19 protein-coding genes are annotated in these 18,311 nt (G+C 71.7%); 10 read left to right on the top strand and 9 right to left on the bottom strand.

Going from position 1 to position 18,311, the window contains the following annotated elements; translation table 11 throughout:
- Nucleotides 1-75: 75 nt before the first annotated feature.
- The 4 genes from OG322_RS36200 (at nt 76) to OG322_RS36215 (ending at nt 3,050) form a co-directional block, all read left to right on the top strand.
- Complete coding sequence (locus tag OG322_RS36200) at nt 76-747, top strand: TetR family transcriptional regulator (protein ID WP_123467068.1); 672 nt, start codon at nt 76-78, stop codon at nt 745-747.
- Entirely contained in the window at nt 744-1,520 is a 777-nt protein-coding gene (locus tag OG322_RS36205; protein WP_329307485.1) for an SDR family NAD(P)-dependent oxidoreductase, read from the top strand. The genes OG322_RS36200 and OG322_RS36205 overlap by 4 nt, the downstream gene beginning before the upstream one ends.
- A 58-nt stretch (nt 1,521-1,578) precedes the next feature.
- Complete coding sequence (locus OG322_RS36210; RefSeq protein WP_329307486.1) at nt 1,579-2,619, top strand: NAD(P)-dependent alcohol dehydrogenase; 1,041 nt, start codon at nt 1,579-1,581, stop codon at nt 2,617-2,619.
- A gap of 110 nt (nt 2,620-2,729) precedes the next feature.
- Nucleotides 2,730-3,050 carry a DUF6191 domain-containing protein gene (locus tag OG322_RS36215; RefSeq protein ID WP_123467062.1) on the top strand — a complete coding sequence of 107 codons (321 nt, stop codon included), beginning with the start codon at nt 2,730-2,732 and terminating at the stop codon, nt 3,048-3,050.
- A gap of 53 nt (nt 3,051-3,103) precedes the next feature.
- Here OG322_RS36215 and OG322_RS36220 read toward each other — a convergent pair whose 3' ends face one another.
- Together OG322_RS36220 and OG322_RS36225 are read right to left on the bottom strand one after the other, a co-directional pair.
- Nucleotides 3,104-3,706, bottom strand: a complete 603-nt coding sequence (locus tag OG322_RS36220) for a phosphatase PAP2 family protein (protein WP_124286357.1) — start codon at nt 3,704-3,706, stop codon at nt 3,104-3,106.
- Nucleotides 3,706-4,350 carry a DedA family protein gene (locus tag OG322_RS36225; protein ID WP_124286450.1) on the bottom strand — a complete coding sequence of 215 codons (645 nt, stop codon included), beginning with the start codon at nt 4,348-4,350 and terminating at the stop codon, nt 3,706-3,708. The genes OG322_RS36220 and OG322_RS36225 overlap by 1 nt, the downstream gene beginning before the upstream one ends.
- A 267-nt stretch (nt 4,351-4,617) precedes the next feature.
- Here OG322_RS36225 and OG322_RS36230 point away from each other — a divergent pair, with 267 nt between their 5' ends.
- The 3 genes from OG322_RS36230 to abc-f all read left to right on the top strand — a co-directional run bounded on the left by OG322_RS36230 (nt 4,618) and on the right by abc-f (nt 7,901).
- On the top strand, nt 4,618-4,974 hold the full coding sequence (locus tag OG322_RS36230; RefSeq protein ID WP_241200500.1) for a BlaI/MecI/CopY family transcriptional regulator: 357 nt from the start codon (nt 4,618-4,620) through the stop codon (nt 4,972-4,974).
- On the top strand, nt 4,971-5,909 hold the full coding sequence (locus OG322_RS36235; RefSeq protein WP_329307487.1) for a M56 family metallopeptidase: 939 nt from the start codon (nt 4,971-4,973) through the stop codon (nt 5,907-5,909). The genes OG322_RS36230 and OG322_RS36235 overlap by 4 nt, the downstream gene beginning before the upstream one ends.
- A gap of 348 nt (nt 5,910-6,257) precedes the next feature.
- Nucleotides 6,258-7,901, top strand: coding sequence for a ribosomal protection-like ABC-F family protein (abc-f, locus tag OG322_RS36240; RefSeq protein WP_329307488.1), 1,644 nt, complete (start codon nt 6,258-6,260; stop codon nt 7,899-7,901).
- A 45-nt stretch (nt 7,902-7,946) separates the two neighbouring features.
- On the opposite strand, the gene OG322_RS36245 is transcribed toward abc-f, so the two are convergent.
- The 6 genes from OG322_RS36245 to OG322_RS36270 form a co-directional block, all read right to left on the bottom strand.
- Nucleotides 7,947-8,453: an NUDIX domain-containing protein gene (locus OG322_RS36245; RefSeq protein WP_329307489.1), complete on the bottom strand. Its 507-nt coding sequence runs from the start codon at nt 8,451-8,453 to the stop codon at nt 7,947-7,949.
- A 54-nt stretch (nt 8,454-8,507) separates the two neighbouring features.
- On the bottom strand, nt 8,508-8,918 hold the full coding sequence (locus OG322_RS36250) for a PTS fructose transporter subunit IIA (protein WP_123467049.1): 411 nt from the start codon (nt 8,916-8,918) through the stop codon (nt 8,508-8,510).
- Nucleotides 8,915-9,529 (bottom strand): dihydroxyacetone kinase subunit DhaL, encoded by a 615-nt coding sequence (gene dhaL / locus OG322_RS36255; RefSeq protein WP_123467047.1) that lies wholly within the window; start codon nt 9,527-9,529, stop codon nt 8,915-8,917. The genes OG322_RS36250 and dhaL overlap by 4 nt, the downstream gene beginning before the upstream one ends.
- Nucleotides 9,530-9,587: 58 nt before the next feature.
- Nucleotides 9,588-10,574, bottom strand: a complete 987-nt coding sequence (gene dhaK, locus OG322_RS36260) for a dihydroxyacetone kinase subunit DhaK (protein WP_185095601.1) — start codon at nt 10,572-10,574, stop codon at nt 9,588-9,590.
- Nucleotides 10,575-10,905: 331 nt separating this feature from the next.
- Nucleotides 10,906-11,775, bottom strand: a complete 870-nt coding sequence (locus OG322_RS36265; RefSeq protein ID WP_123467043.1) for a helix-turn-helix transcriptional regulator — start codon at nt 11,773-11,775, stop codon at nt 10,906-10,908.
- Nucleotides 11,776-11,919: 144 nt separating this feature from the next.
- The gene (locus OG322_RS36270; protein ID WP_123467041.1) at nt 11,920-12,315 is read right to left on the bottom strand and encodes a TOBE domain-containing protein; all 396 of its coding nucleotides are present in this window, start codon (nt 12,313-12,315) and stop codon (nt 11,920-11,922) included.
- Nucleotides 12,316-12,544: 229 nt separating this feature from the next.
- On the opposite strand from OG322_RS36270, the gene OG322_RS36275 reads away from it, so the two are divergent.
- Both OG322_RS36275 and OG322_RS36280 read left to right on the top strand, forming a co-directional pair.
- Nucleotides 12,545-14,044, top strand: coding sequence for an MFS transporter (locus tag OG322_RS36275; RefSeq protein ID WP_123467039.1), 1,500 nt, complete (start codon nt 12,545-12,547; stop codon nt 14,042-14,044).
- Between the two features lie 11 nt (nt 14,045-14,055).
- Complete coding sequence (locus OG322_RS36280) at nt 14,056-15,087, top strand: glutathione S-transferase family protein (RefSeq protein WP_123467037.1); 1,032 nt, start codon at nt 14,056-14,058, stop codon at nt 15,085-15,087.
- Nucleotides 15,088-15,093: 6 nt separating this feature from the next.
- Here OG322_RS36280 and OG322_RS36285 read toward each other — a convergent pair whose 3' ends face one another.
- Nucleotides 15,094-15,594 carry a tetratricopeptide repeat protein gene (locus tag OG322_RS36285; protein WP_123467035.1) on the bottom strand — a complete coding sequence of 167 codons (501 nt, stop codon included), beginning with the start codon at nt 15,592-15,594 and terminating at the stop codon, nt 15,094-15,096.
- A gap of 194 nt (nt 15,595-15,788) precedes the next feature.
- On the opposite strand from OG322_RS36285, the gene OG322_RS36290 reads away from it, so the two are divergent.
- Entirely contained in the window at nt 15,789-18,011 is a 2,223-nt protein-coding gene (locus OG322_RS36290; protein WP_123467033.1) for an NADP-dependent isocitrate dehydrogenase, read from the top strand.
- The last annotated feature ends 300 nt before the right edge of the window (nt 18,012-18,311 follow it).

Consider the following 18,311-nt stretch of genomic DNA (forward strand, 5'->3'; position numbering starts at 1 on the left):
AGGCGCCGAACTCACTCCGGATGTCCCGTCGCGGCATTTGTCGCAGCGGGACATTATTGGGTGTACGGTGCAGTTATGAACCGGGAGCGGAAGACCCCGGAGAGGCGGAGCCGCAAGGCCCGCCGGACCCGGGACACACTGGCCCAGGCCGCGTTCGAGCTGGTGCTCGACCGGGGACTGAGGGACGTGACGGTCGAGGAGATCGCGGAACACGCGGATGTCGACCGCCGCACCTTCAGCCGGTACTTCACCAGCAAGGAAGCCGCCGTCCTGGACTCGGTCCGGGGCGACGGGGACCGGATCAACGACGCCCTGCGGGCCCGTCCCGCCGACGAACCACCCCTCACCGCGTACCGCAGGGCCGTCCTGGACTGGCTGGCGGACCCGGAGGCGGGGGCCTGGCACCGCCGCCCGAGGATCTTCGACCTGCTGGTCCTCGCCGAGCAGGAACCGACCCTCTACGCGGCGTTCCACCACATCCGGGTGGATGCCCAGGAGGACTCGGTCGCCATCGTCGCGCAGCGGCTGGGGACCGACCCGCGGCAGGACATCCGTCCCGCCGTCACGGTCGCCGCGGGAGCGGGAGCGCTCCTCGCCGCCCAGGCCGCCTGGGTGCGCGGAGGCTGCCCCGAGCAGCTGCCCCGGCTCGTCGGGCAGGCATTCGACGCCCTTTCGGGAGAACTGCTCGCGCAGTTCCCCGCCGGGCCGGCGTCACACAGCACCACGGAAGGAAACGGAACATCATGAGCACCACCCCCACCACCACCACCGACCAGGAATTCGCCGGACGCACGGCCCTCGTCACCGGAGGGGCCTCCGGCATCGGACTGGCCCTCGCCCACCGGCTGGCCGCCGCCGGCGCGTCCGTGGTCGTGGCCGACTACGACGAGGAGAGCGCCCGCAAGGCGGTCGCCGCACTGGAGAGCACCGGGGCCAAGGCCGCGGCGGTCGCCATGGACGTCACCGACCCCGCCTCCGTCGAGGCGGGCGTGCGGTTCGCCGTCGACACCTTCGGAGCCCTGCACCTCGCGGTCAACAACGCGGGCATCGGCGGCCCGAGCAGCCCGACCGGCGAGTACGCCGTCGAGGACTGGAACCGGGTCGTCGCCACCAACCTCAGCGGCGTCTTCTACTCGATGCGCTACGAGCTTCCCGCGATCGTCGCCGCGGGCGGTGGCGCCATCGTCAACATGTCGTCGATCCTCGGCACCAACGGCTTCGCCGGGTCGCCCGCGTATGTCGCTGCCAAGCACGGCGTCGTCGGCCTCACCAAGACGGCCGCACTCGAGTACGCGGCACAGAACGTCCGCGTCAACGCGGTGGGCCCGGGCTTCATCGACACCCCGCTGCTGCGCAACACGGAGGGCCCCGCCCGCGACCACCTCATCTCGCTGCACCCGGCCGGACGCCTCGGTACCGCGGAGGAGGTGGCGGAACTCGCCGCGTTCCTGCTCTCCGACCGCGCCTCGTTCATCCACGGCAGCTACCACCTGGTGGACGGCGGCTACTCCGCCTCCTGAGTGGCGCACGGGGGATCCGGGGGCGAGAAATCGAACAGCAGAGGTCAAGGAGGACCCCATGAAAGCCGTCCAGTACCGCACCGTCGGCGCCGCACCCGAGGTCGTCACCGTGCCCGACCCGGAACCCGGCCCCGGACAGGTGCTGCTGAAGGTCACCGCCGCAGGTGTCTGCCACTCCGACATCGCGGTGATGAGCCTGCCCGCGGATCAGCTCGCCTACGGCCTCCCGCTCACCCTCGGCCACGAGGGTGTGGGCACCGTCGCCGCACTCGGTGACGGGGTCGGCGGTCTCACGGTGGGCGAGTCCGTAGCGGTCTACGGCCCCTGGGGGTGCGGTACGTGCGTCAAGTGCGCCGAGGGCAAGGAGAACTACTGCCTGCGCGCCAGTGAGCTCGGCATCCACCCGCCCGGGCTGGGCTCGCCCGGCGCCATGGCCGAGTACATGATCGTCGACGACCCGCGTCACCTGGTGCCGCTGGGAGACCTCGACCCGGTCCAGGCCGTGCCGCTCACCGACGCCGGCCTCACCCCGTACCACGCGATCAAGCGCTCCCTGCCGAAGCTGGTGCCCGGCGCGAGCGCCGTCGTCATCGGCACCGGCGGACTCGGCCACGTCGCCATCCAGCTGCTGCGCGCCATGACGGCCGTCCGGGTCATCGCCCTGGACGTCACGGAGGACAAGCTCGCCCTCGCCCGCACCGTCGGGGCGCACGAGACGGTCCTGTCCGACGAGCATGCGGCGGCGAGGATCCGTGAGCTCACCGGCGGCATCGGCGCGCAGGTCGTCCTCGACTTCGTCGGAGCACCGCCCACCGTGGCCACCGCGGGCGCCGCGGCCGCCATCGACTCCGACGTCACGATCGTGGGCATCGGAGGCGGGGCGCTGCCGGTGGGCTTCGGCTTCCTGCCGCTCAACACGACGGTGAGCGCACCGTACTGGGGATCGCGCTCAGAGCTGGCCGAGGTGCTCGATCTCGCCCGTGCCGGTTCGGTCGACGTGCACGTCGAGACGTACTCGCTGGACGAGGCGCCGCTGGCGTACGAGCGACTGCACGACGGCAGGATCAGCGGCCGGGCCGTCATCCTCCCCAACGGCTGACCGTCCGAGCCCTTCCTCATGACCCTGCGGGCCGTCGCACTGTGCGACGGCCCGCAGGGTCGTATCCGCGACCGGTGTACGCCGCGCCGCACGGGATGGATACTGCACGCATGGAATTCGCCGCGATGATGACGCTGCCCGGACTGGTCATCGGCCTGACCGTCGTCGCCTTCCTCGATCAGCTGATGCTTCGCGCGGGCCGGGCCGGTCTGCTGCCGTGGCGCAACAGCGCCCGACGGGGCCAGGTGTCGGCGACCGGGTTCGAGCAGTTGCACGCGACCTTCTCGCCCGGCAAGCAGAGCGAGCTCAAGGAGCGACAGAGTGCCCTGCTGCTGCGCGACGACGAGGAGGACGGTGCCCCGCCGCACCGCTCCACCGTGGACCTCGACGGCGGCCTCGCCGTCATCCGCCTGCCCGGCCACGAGGGCTAGCAACTCTCGTCCGGTTCAAGCCGCGACGGGCGCGGTGCCCAGGCATTGCGATCTCACCGCACCGCCACCAGCGGACGCAGCCGGCTGTCACGCAGCCGGACCACCGCCGGGGCACAGCGACGCGCCGCGACGGTCAACGGCCAGGCGACGAGTGCGCCGATCAGCAGCCCGACGAGCACATCGTGCGGATAGTGCGCCCCGATCCACACCCGGGACGCCGCCATCAGCAGCGCGGCCGGCACCGCGATGGCTCCCAGCCGCCGGTCGGTCAGCCAGATCGCCATGGCCGCGGCCGCCGCGATGGCGGCGTGATTGCTGGGGAACGACCAGTCGCCGAGTGCCGGGCACGCCTCCACCGTCACGACATGCAGCGTCTGGCAGGGCCGTTGCTCGTGAAAGCCGGACTTCACCAGGTCGTTGACGAGATAGGTGGCGACCACGACGAGCGGGGCGCAGAGCGCCATGGCGGTACGCGCGGGATCCGTGGAACGGGAGCGCCACCAGGACGCGAGCATGAGCACCGCGAACAGGGCGAGCCCGTAGTCCGACCACACGCGGACGGCGGAATCCAGGGCGGCGGGGGAGCGCTGGGCCAACTCGGTGACCCAGGTGTACAGCCCACCGTCGATCGAGGTGGCCGCGGAGGCGAGCGGCATCAGTTGTTGTCTCCTTCGGCAGTGCGCCGGCTGCGGGAGCGGAGCAGTTCGGCGGCGAGCGGGATGAGGGAGACCACGACCACGACAGCGACGATCGGCAGCAGATAGCGGTCGACATTCGGTACCGAGGACCCCAGCGCGTATCCGGCGAGGACCAGCCCGGCCGTCCAGACCACGCCGCCGACGACCTGCCACAGGGCGAACACCCTGGCCGGGACGTCGAGTGCCCCGGCCAGCGGGTTGAGCACCGTGCGCACGACGGGGACGAAGCGGGCCAGCACGATCGCGCGGGCGTAGCCGTATCTGGCGAGCAGCTCCGCCGCGCGGTCGGCGCCCTCGTGCAGTCGTTTGGAGCGGCTGCGGGCGAGCAGTGCCTGGCCGCCCCGGCGGCCGAGCCAGTAGCCCGTCTGCGCACCGAGCAGCGCTCCGGCCACCGCGGCGATCAGCACCTGCGGCAACGACAGCTCGACCGGACCGTGGGTGCCGGAGACGCTGAGCAGGCCCGCCGTGAACAGCAGCGAATCGCCGGGGAGGAAGAAGCCGACGAGCAGCCCCGTCTCGGCGAAGAGCACGATGGCGACGCCGAGCGCGCCGAACGTTCCGAGCAGCGAACCGGCGTCCAGCAGGTTCACCGCTTGTGGCATGGTCGCCAGTGAGAGTACGGACACGGTGGAGGGTCTCCCATAATGGTGAGCGGGTGACCCTGAGGAACACCCGGACTGACTACAGTGATGTAGACGGTCGACATCACTGTAGACGCCCGAAGGGGGAGAAGAGTTCCCATGCCACAGGTGAACGGCATATCCGGCGGAGAATTCGTCCCCCGGCCGTACGGCGGACCGGGCACCGGGCAGACACTCCCGGCCGGGCAGGAGCCCGCCCCGCAAGCCGCCGCGGCCGGTCCCGTCCCCGTGGAGCGGCGCCCCTCCGGTGAACTGGAGTCCACGGTCCTGGCGGCCCTCTGGGCGGCCGGCACCCCGCTCACCGCCGGTCAGGTACAGGAGGCGATCGGGGCGGAACTCGCGCGGACGACCGTCACCACCATCCTGTCGCGCCTCCTCGAGAAGGGCACGGTCGCCCGCACCAGGTCGGGACGCGGATTCGCCTACACCCCCACCGAGGACGCGGCCGGACTGACCGCCCGCCGCATGCACAGCGAACTGCGCAAGGACGAGGACCGCAGCACGGTGCTGGCGAGGTTCGTGTCGCAGCTCAGCGACGAGGACGAGCGGCTGCTCCGTGATCTGCTCGACGGGGACGCCAGATGATCTACGCCGTCTGGATTCCGCTGCTGGTGCCGTTCCTGGTGGTTCCCGCGGCCAGTCGGCTCGCGGATGCCCTGTCGCCCGTGCGGGCCGTGCGGCTGCTCGCCGCGACGGGCGCCGGCCTGGCCCTCTGCACCGTCTTCGCACTCGCGCTGCTGGTGGTCCCCGGCGCCGGCCGGCTGTCCGCCGTCGCCGCCGTCGGAGAGTTCGTGCGCCCGCTCGCCGCAGTCGAACCGGCCGTCGCCGTACCGCTCTCGGCCGCCGCGCTGGCGTTGCTGCTGGGCTGCGCCGTGGCCGTCACCGGCGCGGCCCGCAGGCACTGGGGCCAGCTCCACCGGGCCGCCCGCCCCGAGCGGAGCGACGGGAGCGAGCTCGCCGTGCTGCGGGACACCCGCCCCGACGCCTACGCGCTGCCCGGACGGCCCGGCAGCCCCGGCCGGATCGTCGTCACCACCGGCATGCTGCACGCCCTGGAACCCGCCGAGCGGGACGCGCTCCTGGCCCACGAGCGCGCGCATCTCACCGGGCGCCACCACCTGTACCTCGTTGCCGCCGAGCTGTCCGCCCGCTGCCACCCGGCGCTGCGCGCCCTGCGCGCACCCATGGGATACGCGCTGGAGCGCTGTGCGGACGAGGCCGCCGCGCATGCCGTCGGAGACCGCAGGGTCGCCGCCCGCGCGATCGGGCGCGCCGCGCTGGCCGCCCGGACGGCCGGAGGGGGCTCTGCGCCCCGCCCCGCCCCGGCGCTCGCCGCGGCGGCCGGGCCCGTACCGCGCCGGGTCGCCGCCCTGCTGGGCCGGACCGCCGTGCGCCCGCGCATCGGCCGCGCCGCCGCCGTGACCCTGATCGCCTGCCTGGCCGTCTCGGGAGCGGCCGCCCTCGATGCGACGCACGACCTGCACAGCAGCATCGAGGTCGCCCAGGGAGAAAACCCCTAGGACCGACCCGGCTTCCGCGCGATCGGCCCCCTCTGCGCCGTGCGGGCGAACCGTCCCTGCGGGAACCGCCCCGGCGCAGCCGGGATGACGCGGGCCCCGGCCGTCGACTCGCCGACCGGAGAGAAAACGGCCTGACAGCCCCCGCACCGCCGTGCTTAGCTGGCCCCATGGGTTCGTACTACTTCTTCCGCTGACTCCGGACAGGGACGCCACCGCGCGACGCCGGGCGTCGATGTGTGACCCACAGGGTCACCCCGCGTGGCGCAGTGCCCTCCGCCCGTTCGGCATCCCCGCCCGCCGCGCCCCGTCATGGGCCGCCGAGGCATGTCACCCGAGGGAAAGCTACCCATGTCCCCCAAGCACGACCGCGCCCAGCTGGCCATGAAGGACGTCTCCAAGACGTACGGAGTGCGCACCGTCCTCGACCAGGTGTCGCTCACCGTCCGCCCCGGCGACCGCGTCGGAGTGATCGGCGAGAACGGCTCCGGGAAGTCCACTCTCCTGCGGCTGCTGGCCGGTGCCGAGACGCCGGACAGCGGAGAGATCACCGTCCGCTTCCCCGGCGGCACCGGCTACCTCTCCCAGACACTCGCCCTGGTCCCCACCGACACGGTTCAGGACGCCGTCGACACCGCCCTGGCGGGACTCCGCGCGCTGGAGCAGCGGATCCGTACCGCCGAATCCGCACTTGCCGTGCCCGGAGGTCCGGACGACGCGCAACTCGCCCTGTACGGGGATCTGCTGACGGAGTACGAGGAGCGCGGCGGCTATCTGGCCGATGCCCGCGCCGATGCCGCGCTGCACGGCCTCGGGCTCGGTCACCTCACCAGGGAGCGCCCGCTCGGCACGCTCTCCGGCGGGGAGCAGTCCAGGCTCGCGCTCGCCTGTGTGCTGGCATCCGGTCCCGAACTGCTGCTGCTCGACGAGCCGACCAACCACCTCGACCTCAGGGCCACCACCTGGCTGGAGGACCAGCTGCGCGCCCACCGCGGCACCGCCGTCGTGATCACCCACGACCGGGCGTTCCTGGAACGGACCACCACCGTCATCGTCGAGGTGGACCGCGATCTGCGCAGCGTCGTCACCTACGGCGACGGCTGGGACGGCTACCGTACGGCGAAGGCGGCCGCCCGGCGCCGCTGGGCGCAGGACCATCAGGAGTGGCTGGACGAGCTGGCCCGCACCGAGGAGCTCGTGAATACGGCGGGCCGGCGGCTCGCCGGGGCCGGGAAGGACCCCGGGGAGGGCTTCGGCAAGCACCGCCGTTCGCACGAGGCCAAGTTGTCCGGCCAGGTCAGAGCTGCCAGGACCCGGCTGGAGGCGCTGCACAGGGCGCCGGTTCCCGCGCCGCCGAGCCCGCTGCGGTTCTCCGCCGGCCTGGTGCTCTCCGCCGACGGCGGACTGCCGCCGGGCCCAGTGGTGGAGCTCGATTCCGTCACGGTCGGCGACCGGCTGCGCATGTCCGGACTGCGGGTGGCGGCCGGGCAGCGCCTGCTGGTCACCGGTCCCAACGGCGCCGGCAAGTCGACCCTTCTGAGGGTCCTGGCAGGAGACCTCGCCCCCGAGACCGGCACGGTGCGCCGACGGGCCCGGATCGGGTACCTCCCGCAGGAGCTCCCCGCCCGGCCCACCCGGCGCACGCTCCTGGCGACCTTCGCGGCCGGCCGGCCCGGTCACGCCGACGAGTACACCGACATGCTTCTCGCGCTCGGGCTGTTCCGCCCCGAGGACCTGAGCGTTCCGGTCGCCGACCTCTCCACCGGCCAGCAGCGGAGGCTGGCGCTGGCCCGGCTGGTCACCCGGCCGGCCGATCTGCTGGTGCTCGACGAGCCGACGAACCACATCGCCCTCGGCCTGGTGGAGGAACTGGAGGCGGCGCTGGCGGCGTACGCGGGAGCCGTCGTGGTCGTCTCGCACGACCGCAGCTTCCGCGGCCGCTTCACCGGCGACCGGCTCGAACTCCACGAGGGCGCACCGGCCGACGGTTCCTGACCCGCCGGCCGTACGACAGCACAGCCCGCCCCAAGCCTCAGAGCCTCAGGGCCCGTCGTGCGCGGACGGCCCCCGCCCGTCCGCGACAAGGGCGCACAGCCGCTCCACGAAGACCCGCTGACCCTTGACGAGGCGTTCGACGGCAACCTCCGGCGTGCACCAGGCGAACCGGTCGATCTCCGGGAACTCCTGCTGCACGCCGGAACCTCGTGGCCACTCCATCGCGAACGTCCCCGGTAGGGCCGCCGCCGGATCGAGGCCGCCCTCCATCGCCCACACCGTCACGATCTTGCCGCCGGACTGACGGGACTCGCCCAGCGCCACCCACGCACCGTCCGGGGCCGGGTGGCCGAACTCCTCCTCGAACTCCCGCCGTGCCGCGGCCGCCGCTTCCTCCTCGGGGCCGTACTCACCCTTCGGCACCGACCACGCCGCGCTCTCCCGGCCCGCCCAGAACGGCCCGCCCATATGCCCGATGAGGACTTCGAGACCGGATTCCCCGGTCGTACGGAACAGGAGAAGCCCGGCGCTGCGCCGCTCGTTCGGTGACATGCCGTCAAGTGTGAGTGAACGGCTCAGGAGCCGCGGCCGCCGACACGGCAGCCCCTACACCTTGCGGTAGTCGTACGCCTCCGACGCGGCGGCCGCCACGGCCGCTAGGTCGCCGCCCGCTGAAGCGGTGACCACCGCGGCCACCGCACCCTCCACGAAGGGGGCATCCACCAGCCGAGCCCCGGCCGGGAGTTCGTCGCCCTCGGCCAGCATCGCCTTGACCGTGAGCACCGCACTGCCCAGGTCGACCAGGACGGCGACACCCGCGCCGCCGTCCACCTGCCTGGCCGCCTCCGCGATCAGCTCCGCACTCGTCCCGAGGCCGCCCGCGGGCGTCCCGCCGGCGGCGGCCACCGGCGCTGTCGCGCCACCGGCAGCGAGCCCCCTGGCCAGCGCGGCAACCGCCTCGGCCACCGGCCCGCTGTGCGAGACCAGCACGATCCCGACCTGCTTGTCCGCGCTCACGCGGCACCCCCGGCCGCACCGTCGGCCTCGGCGAGCGCGGTGATCAGCAAGGCTGAGGACGCGGCCCCCGGATCCAGATGCCCGATGCTCCGTTCACCCAGATAGCTGGCCCGTCCCTTGCGCGCCTGCAAGGGCACGGTCGCCAGCGCGCCCGCCTGCGCCGCGTCCCGCGCCGCCTCGAACGACGTCCCCAACGCCTCGGCCGCCGGCAGCAGGGCATCGAGCATCGTCTTGTCCCCGGCCTGGGCCCCGCCCAGCTGAGCCACCGCCGTCACGCCCGTCCCGAGCGCCTGCGCCAGATCCCCGACGGTCACGGTGGGCGCGTCACCCAACGCCTTGCCCGTACGCCGAAGCAGCGTCCCGTACAGCGGGCCGGACGCTCCGCCGACGGTCGAGATCAGCTGCCTCCCGGCCAGCATCAGTACGGCCCCCGGCGTCTGTGGCGGTTCCTTTTCCAGGGCAGCCACCACCGCGGTGAATCCGCGCTGCAGATTGCTTCCGTGATCGGCGTCCCCGATCGCCGAGTCGAGTTCGGTCAGGTGCGCCGCCTCGCGGTCCACGGCGGCGGCGGTCGTGGTCATCCAGCGGCGGAAGAAGTCGGCGTCGAGCACATGATCTCCTTGGGTCCATCGAGTGTGGCGGCGTGCACTGCAAGGGGGACACGGAGGGTCAACGGCCCCAGCGCAGTGCGGGCGTCTCCACCGGCGCGTCCCAGAGCCGTACCAGCTCCTCGTCCACCTGGCAGAGGGTCACCGAACAGCCCGCCATGTCGAGCGAGGTCACATAGTTCCCCACGAGCGTACGAGCGACGACCACGCCCCGCTCGGACAGCGCCCGCTGCACCTCGGCATTGAACCCGTACAGCTCCAGCAGCGGTGTCGCGCCCATCCCGTTGACCAGCGCGATCACGGGCCCGTGCGGACGCAGGTCCTCCAGTACCGCGTCGACCGTGAAGTCGGCGATCTCCCGCGACGTCATCATCGGACGCCGCTCACGGCCCGGCTCGCCGTGGATCCCCACCCCGAGTTCGAGTTCACCCGCGGGGAGATCGAAGGTGGGTGAGCCCTTGGCGGGTGTGGTCACGGAGCTCAGCGCCACCCCGAAACTGCGCGACGACTCATTCACCTGCCGCGCGATCGCCGCCACCCGGTCCAGCGGAGCGCCCTCCTCGGCCGCCGCCCCGGCGATCTTCTCGACGAACAGCGTCGCCCCCGTGCCCCGTCGCCCCGCCGTGAACAGACTGTCGGTGACCGCGACATCGTCGTTGACGAGTACCTGGGCGACCTGGACCCCTTCCTCGTCGGCGAGCTCGGCGGCCATCTCGAAGTTGAGCACGTCACCGGTGTAGTTCTTGACGACGAAGAGCACACCCGCGCCGCTGTCGACGGCGACAGCGGCCCGCACCATCTGATCCGGCACCGGAGAGGTGAACACCTCGCCGGCGCAGGCGGCCGACAGCATCCCGGGCCCGACGAACCCGGCGTGCAGCGGCTCATGCCCGGACCCGCCGCCGGATACCAGGGCGGCCTTTCCGGCCACGGGCGCGTCACGCCGTACGACGACACGGTTCTCGACGTCCACGGTCAGTTCCGGATGGGCGGCGGCCATCCCGCGCAGAGCATCCGCGACCACGGTTTCGGGGACGTTGATCAGCATTTTCAACGGTAACCTCCCAGTTGAGCCATCGGGTGGCGCCCTGATCAGGTTCTCGCAGCTCAGGGGCCGCTTCGTGAGTCGTTGGTCCCGGCGGTGGACGGCCTTCGGCGATCGGGGCCGGTGGGACCGGGGGCGACTCGCCGCCGAGTCTACTGACGGCCTGTCATCGCTGGGGTGAGGTGCGTCCTGGCGGCTCGGCGCCCCGGCCTGGGCGCCACACTGAGGGGCGTGACGCGGGCGCGTCAACACCTCTGCACGTGATTCCTGTCCATGTACCTGAACGGATCGTGTTTAGGTCGGGCCCTGTTGCGTCCCGTGCGGACCGGGGCCGTCAGGCAGCCGGGTCCGATGCCGGCAGCCGGCGGTCGGCCGCCCACGAGGTGAGGATGCGGAGCCCGTCGTGGGAGGGCGAAGCGGGTTCGGCCGTCCAGACGACGAGTTGCTGGTCGGGGTCGGTGCTGGCGGTGAGCGTGTCCCAGTCGAGCGTCAGAAGGCCGGCCACGGGATGGTTGAGGGTCTTGGTGCCCACGGTGCGGGCCTCGACATGGTGAGCGGCCCACCACTGCCGAAAGTGCGGATCCTGTACGGAGAGTTCCCCGACGAGCGACGCCAGCCGGGAGTCGTCCGGGTACTTCGCGGCCTCCATGCGCAGCTGGGCGACCGCCGTGCGGGCGACGTACTCCCAGTCCTGGTACAACGACCTCATCGCGGGATCGGTGAAGAGAATGCGAGTGTAATTCCGCTTCTTCTCCGGAACTGCCGAGAAATCGGTGACGAGCGCGGCGGCCGGCGAATTCCAGGCGAGGACGTCCATGCGGCGGCCCATGACCAGGGCGGGAGTGGTGCTGAGGTCGTCGAGGAGCCGCTGAAGCTGCGGCTGGACCTTCTGCCTCACGCGACGGCGGGGCCGGGCGCGGTCCTTGCCCGCAAGTTCGAACAGGTAGTCGTGCTGGTCGTCATTCAGGTGGAGTACCTGCGCCAGCATCGACAGGACCGGGCCCGAGCCCTGGATGCGGCCCTGCTCGAGCCGGGTGTAGTAGTCCGTGCTGATGGCGGTGAGCTGCGCGACTTCCTCACGGCGCAGCCCCGTGACCCGCCGCGGGCCGCCGGTGTCGGGAAGGCCGACAGCGCGCGGGCTCAGTTCGGCCCGGCGGGTCCTGAGGAACTCGCCCAGCTCGTTGAGATGTGCGCTGCGGGTCATGGTGGCCAGTGTGGCACCGAACGCACCCGGTGTGAGGGGGAGAGTTCTGTCCCTGGATGTTCTTGGTGCGGAAAGTCTGCGTGCTCGGCGCTCTTGTCCCGGAAAGGGATGCCCTCCCATTTCCGTGTCATTTCCGCGGCCGGGTCAGGTGCGGTCGATGTGCACGCTGGTCGATTTCACCCGGGCGGTGGCCTGCATGCCCACCTCGAGGCCGAGCTCCTCGACCGCCTCCCGGGTCAGCAGCGACACGAGCCGGTGCGGACCGGCCTGGATCTCCACCTGCGCGGCCACATCCCCGAGCTTCACGGCGGTGACGATGCCGGGAAAGGCGTTGCGGGCCGAGGTGTAGGACGCGTCGTCCTCGCCGGCGCCGCCCTGGGCGACCTCGACGGAGAACGCGGCCAGGTCGCGGCCGTCGATGAGGCGGCGCCCGCCGTCCTCGCGGTGGGTCGCCACGCGGCCGGCATCCGCCCAGCGGCGCGCGGTGTCCGGGCTGACGCCCAGCAGACGGGCGGCCTGCCCAATGGTGTAGGACTGCATATGCCGCATCTTAGGGGTGTATCGCTCGCATGTGCAAGCTTATTCTGTGTATTTCATGGCGGACGCGAATACTCGGCGGCCGCCCTCGCCGCCGCCCGCACACTGCGGTCGGCCGTCCCGGTCCGTCTTCCGTCCGCATACCGGCAACCGCGCCAATGTAGCGCGCGGTACACGGCCGGGTGGCCCTGCCGGGATGAGGAATCGGGGCGTGCGACCTAGTGTGCGAGCCATGGCAGAAAGCGCGGCGTACCGGGGTTCTGGGCGGGGTGCGGAGTCCGCCGCCGGGCCGGACACGCCCGACCCCCGGCGGTGGCGGGCACTAGCGGTGTGCCTGGTCGCAGGCTTCATGACGTTGCTGGACGTGTCGATCGTCAACGTCGCACTGCCGTCCATCCGGGAGGGGCTGCACACCCCGGAGTCCGACCTGCAGTGGGTGCTGTCCGGGTACGCCCTTGCCTTCGGGCTGTTCCTGATTCCCGCCGGGCGGCTCGGCGACGCGCGCGGGCGCCGCGAGGTCTTCATGGCCGGACTGGTGCTCTTCACACTGGCGTCGGCCGCCTGCGGAGCCGCCCAGTCCAGCCTCTGGCTGGTCATCGCCCGACTGGTCCAGGGCCTGGCCGGGGGGCTGCTGTCGCCCCAGATCTCCGCACTCATCCAGCAGATGTTCTCGGGGCGTGAACGGGGCCGGGCCTTCGGCATGTTCGGCACGGTGGTCGGCATCTCCACCGCCGTCGGCCCGCTGCTGGGCGGACTCCTGATCCAGGCGGCCGGCGCCGAGGAGGGCTGGCGCTGGGTGTTCTACGTCAACCTGCCGCTCGGAGCCGTCTGCCTCCTGCTGGCCCGCCGGCTGCTGCCGGACACCCCGTGCGCGGGCCCGGTGCGGCTGCGGGACCTCGATCCGCTCGGGGTCCTGCTGCTGGGCGCGGGGGTGCTGGCACTGCTGCTGCCCTTCGTCCAGGCGCATCAGTGGCCGGGCGACGGGAAATGGCTGCTCCTGCTGGTGGCCGCGGTGCTGCTCGCCGCCTTCGTCGGCTGGGAGTCGCGGTGCGGCCGCCGCGGCACCCAGCCCGTGGTGAACCTCTCCCTGTTCCGAGTCCGCTCCTACTGGCTGGGCTGTCTGCTGATCCTGCTGTACTTCGCCGGATTCACCTCGATCTTCTTCATCACCACGCTCTACCTGCAGAGCGGACTGCACTACACCGCCCTGCAGGCAGGTCTCTCGATCACGCCGTTCGCCCTGGGGTCCGCCGTCGCGGCGGGCCCCGGCGGCAGGCTGGTCGGACGGTACGGGCGCCCCCTCGTCGTCATCGGCATGGCGACAGTGGCCGTCGGACTGGGGGCCACCGCGCTCGCCGTCCACCTCGTGCCCGGCCGGGGCGCCGGATGGGCGATGGCCGCCCCGCTGCTGCTGGCCGGACTGGGCAGCGGCCTGGTCATCGCGCCCAACCAGACCCTCACCCTGTCCCAGGTGCCGGTGGCCAGCGCGGGGAGCGCCGGCGGCACCCTCCAGACCGGTCAGCGCGTCGGTTCCGCGATCGGGATCGCCGCGGTCGGCTCGGTCTTCTTCGCTCAGGTGAGTTCCGCCGGCTGGTCCAGCGCGTACGACCGCGGGCTGGTCGTCTCCGTCGCCTTCGTGGTGGCCGGACTGATCGTGGCGCTGGCCGACGTGGGCGGGGCACGGCGGGGCAGGAGTCCAACACGGCAGTCCCGTTCTAAGGTCCCGTCGTAGGGAGAAACGCGATGAACGACCCCGCCCGCACCGAACCGGACGGCAACACGGAATACGGCCACAAGCCCTTCAAGCGGTCCAGGAGCCACTTCGCCGACCGGATCACGGCCGACGGCCGCGACGGCTGGCCCGTCGAGGCAGGCCGCTACCGCCTCGTCGTCAGCCGCGCCTGCCCCTGGGCGAGCCGCGCACTGGTCTCCCGCCGTCTGCTCGGTCTGGAGAGCGCGCTCTCGCTCGCCGTCGCCGACCCGCTGCAGGACGATCGCAGCTGGCGCTTCACGCTGGACGAGGGCGGCCGGGACCCGGTGCTCGGCATCAAATACCTCGGGGAGGCGTACGACGCGCGGGAACGCGGATACCCCGGCGGAGTCAGCGTCCCCGCCGTCGTCGACATCCCCAGCGGCAAGCTCGTCACCAACGACTACCAGCGGATCACCCTGGACCTCGCCACCGAATGGACGGCGCTGCACCGGCCCGGGGCGCCCGACCTCTACCCCGAGCCGCTGCGCGCGGAGATCGACGACGTCATGGAGGGCATCTACCGGGACGTCAACAACGGCGTGTACCGGGCCGGGTTCGCGACCGGGCAGAACGAGTACGAGGCCGCGTACGGGGATCTGTTCCGCCGCCTGGACCTGGTGTCGGAACGGCTCGCTGACCGGCGCTACCTCGTCGGCGACACGATCACCGAGGCCGACATCCGGCTCTTCACCACGCTCGTGCGCTTCGACGCCGTGTACCACGGACACTTCAAGTGCAACCGTTCGAAACTGGCCGAGGACCCGGTTCTGTGGGGCTACAGCCGGGACCTCTACCAGACCCCCGGCTTCGGTGACACGGTCGACTTCCACCACATCAAGCAGCACTACTACCGGGTCCACACCGGCATCAACCCCACCGGCATCGTCCCCGTCGGCCCCGACCTGTCGGGCTGGCTGACCCCGCACCACCGGGAGCAGCTGGGTGGCCGGCCCTTCGGCGACGGCACCCCGCCGGGACCGGTGCCGGCGGGCGAGGAGGTCCCGGCGGAGGGGCGGCCCTGAGGGGGCCTATTCCGTCTCGTCCAGGTGGTCGGCGTAGTACTCGATCGCGGGACGGTAGGCCTGGACCTGGTGGTCGGCACTGGTGGCCGCCGTGACCTTGAGGAGTGTCCGTACGGCTTCGCGGGAGTCGCCGAGGTTGTACAGCGTCATCGCCAGGAAGGTCAGCAACGAGGCGTCGTGCGCGAACTCCTCCAGACCGCGGCGGAGCACCCCGCGCGCCGCCTCGTAACGGCCCAGCACCCTGAGCGTGCTGCCGAGGCCGACGAAGGCCCCGTGGCGGTACTCGGCCGGGAGCCCCGGACCCTCCAGCGCACGCTCGTAGAACGGCACGGCCTGTGCCTCCAGACCGAGGGAATCGTGCGACCAGGCGGTCTGATAGGCGATCGCGGCGTCCTGCGGATACCGCGTCGCCAGGGCCAGCAGCTGCTCGTGCGCCTGCGCGTTCTTCTGCTCGCGCAGCCGTATCGCCTGCGTCAGCGGCTCGTCGTGTTCGATTTCCGCGCTCATGACGCAGCACGCTGCCAGGACCGCGGCGATACGGCAAATCAATGGCAAAGTGCGGCGGCCCGGGCGCCTGCCCACCGGGCCGCGGGGCGGTAGGGCGGGTTCCGGCCCGTGCGGGGCAGGGCCCTGTCGAGACAGCGGCGGTCACGAGATATCTTGATGTCAAGCAATGTTGCAGACGTGGAGCGGAGCACAGGGTGACTGACTCGACCATCATCTATACACACACCGACGAGGCCCCGGCCCTGGCGACGTATTCGTTCCTGCCGGTGATCGAGGCCTACGCCTCGAAGGCCGGGGTCACCGTGGAGAGCCGTGACATCTCCCTGGCGGGCCGGATCATCGCCAGCTTCCCCGACCACCTCCAGGAGAACCAGCGCATCGAGGACGCGCTCGCCGAGCTCGGCGCGCTGGCCACGACTCCCGGGGCCAACATCATCAAGCTGCCCAACGTCTCGGCCTCGATCCCGCAGCTGAAGGCCGCGGTCGCCGAGCTCCAGGCACAGGGCTACGCGCTGCCGGACTACCCGGACGACCCGAAGTCCGACGAGGAGAAGGACGCCCGCGCGCGTTACGACAAGATCAAGGGCAGTGCGGTCAACCCCGTCCTGCGCGAGGGCAACTCCGACCGCCGCGCCCCCGCGTCGGTCAAGAACTACGCCAAGGCGCACCCGCACCGCATGGGCGCCTGGACGGCCGACTCGAAGACGAACGTCGCGACCATGGGCGCCGACGACTTCCGCTCCACCGAGAAGACCGTGGTGATCGCCGACGCGGGCTCGCTGCGCATCGAGCTGGTGGGCGACGACGGCACCACCACCGTGCTCCGTGAGTCCGTACCGGTGCTCGCGGGCGAGGTCGTGGACGCCGCCGTCATGCGCGTCGCCGCGCTGCGCGAGTTCTTCACCGCACAGGTCGCGCGCGCCAAGGCCGAGGACGTCCTGTTCTCGGTGCACCTCAAGGCAACCATGATGAAGGTCTCCGACCCGATCATCTTCGGCCACGTCGTCCGCGCCTTCTTCCCGAACACGTTCGCCAAGTACGGCGAGGCGCTCATCGCCGCCGGCCTGTCCCCGAACGACGGCCTCGGCGGGATCCTCAAGGGCCTGGACTCGGTGCCTCACATCGGCGCCGAGATCAAGGCCTCGTTCGAGGCCGAGCTCGCCGAGGGCCCCGCCCTGGCGATGGTCGACTCCGACAAGGGCATCACCAACCTGCACGTCCCAAGTGACGTCATCGTGGACGCCTCGATGCCGGCCATGATCCGTACCTCCGGTCACATGTGGGGCCCGGACGGCGAAGAGGCCGACACCCTCGCCGTGCTGCCCGACAGCAGCTACTCGGGCGTCTACCAGGTCGTCATCGACGACTGCCGTGCCAACGGCGCCTACGACCCGGCCACGATGGGCTCGGTGTCCAACGTCGGCCTGATGGCGCAGAAGGCCGAGGAGTACGGAAGCCACGACAAGACCTTCGAGATCCCCACCACCGGCACGGTGCGGGTCGTCGACGGCAACGGCAACGCCGTCCTGGAGCAGGTCGTCGGCGCGGGTGACATCTTCCGCATGTGCCAGGCCAAGGACCTGCCCATCCAGGACTGGGTGAAGCTCGCCGTCACCCGCGCCCGCGCGACCGGCAACCCGGCCGTGTTCTGGCTCGACGAGGACCGGGCGCACGACGCCAAGCTCATCGAGAAGGTCAAGACCTACCTGGCCGAGCACGACACCGACGGTCTCCGGATCGAGATCATGTCCCCGGTGAAGGCCACCGCGTTCTCCCTGGAGCGCATCCGCCGCGGCGAGGACACCATCTCGGTCACCGGCAACGTGCTGCGTGACTACCTGACCGACCTGTTCCCCATTCTTGAGCTGGGCACCAGCGCGAAGATGCTCTCCGTCGTCCCGCTGATGAACGGTGGCGGTCTGTTCGAGACGGGCGCCGGCGGCTCCGCGCCGAAGCACGTGCAGCAGCTCGTCAAGGAGAACTACCTGCGCTGGGACAGCCTGGGTGAGTTCCTCGCCCTCGCCGTCAGCTTCGAGCACCTCGCGCAGACCACGGACAACGCCGGTGCGCAGGTCCTCGCGGACACGCTGGACCGTGCGACCGCCACGTTCCTCAACGAGGACAAGTCGCCCAGCCGCAGGCTCGGCGGCATCGACAACCGCGGCAGCCACTTCTACCTGGCCCTGTACTGGGCCCAGGAGCTGGCGCAGCAGACCGCCGACGCACAGCTCGCCGAGGCCTTCGCGCCGCTCGCCAAGACGCTGGCCGAGCAGGAGCAGACCATCGTCGACGAGCTCGTCGCGGTCCAGGGCAAGCCGGTGGACATCGGCGGCTACTACCAGCCCGACCCGGCCAAGGCCTCGGCCGTCATGCGCCCGTCGGCGACGTTCAACCAGGCGATCGCGAGCCTCGTCTGATCCGATCCGGTGGACGGGGGAACAGGCCCTGGCTCTTCCCCCACCCGCACCGCTTCTGACCGTTCCGCCCCGGCCGACACACCGTCGAGCCGGGGCGGCGCTGTTTCCAGGACCGGACCGGTGCTGCGGAGTTGCCCCGGGTCCGCACTGAACAGCTCCTTCAGCAAAGCGAGTTGCCCACCTCGCGGGCCCCGCTCGCGCGCCGGCTGCGCGGGACCGGCCGGCCGATGAGCGCGCGCCGCCCCGGGCATCCGGCCCAGTCCGCAAGCGCGGATCGACTCGTCCGGGGACGCCCTGACG

This window comes from Streptomyces sp. NBC_01260, from assembly GCF_036226405.1.
Classification (GTDB): Bacteria; Actinomycetota; Actinomycetes; order Streptomycetales; family Streptomycetaceae; genus Streptomyces; species Streptomyces laculatispora.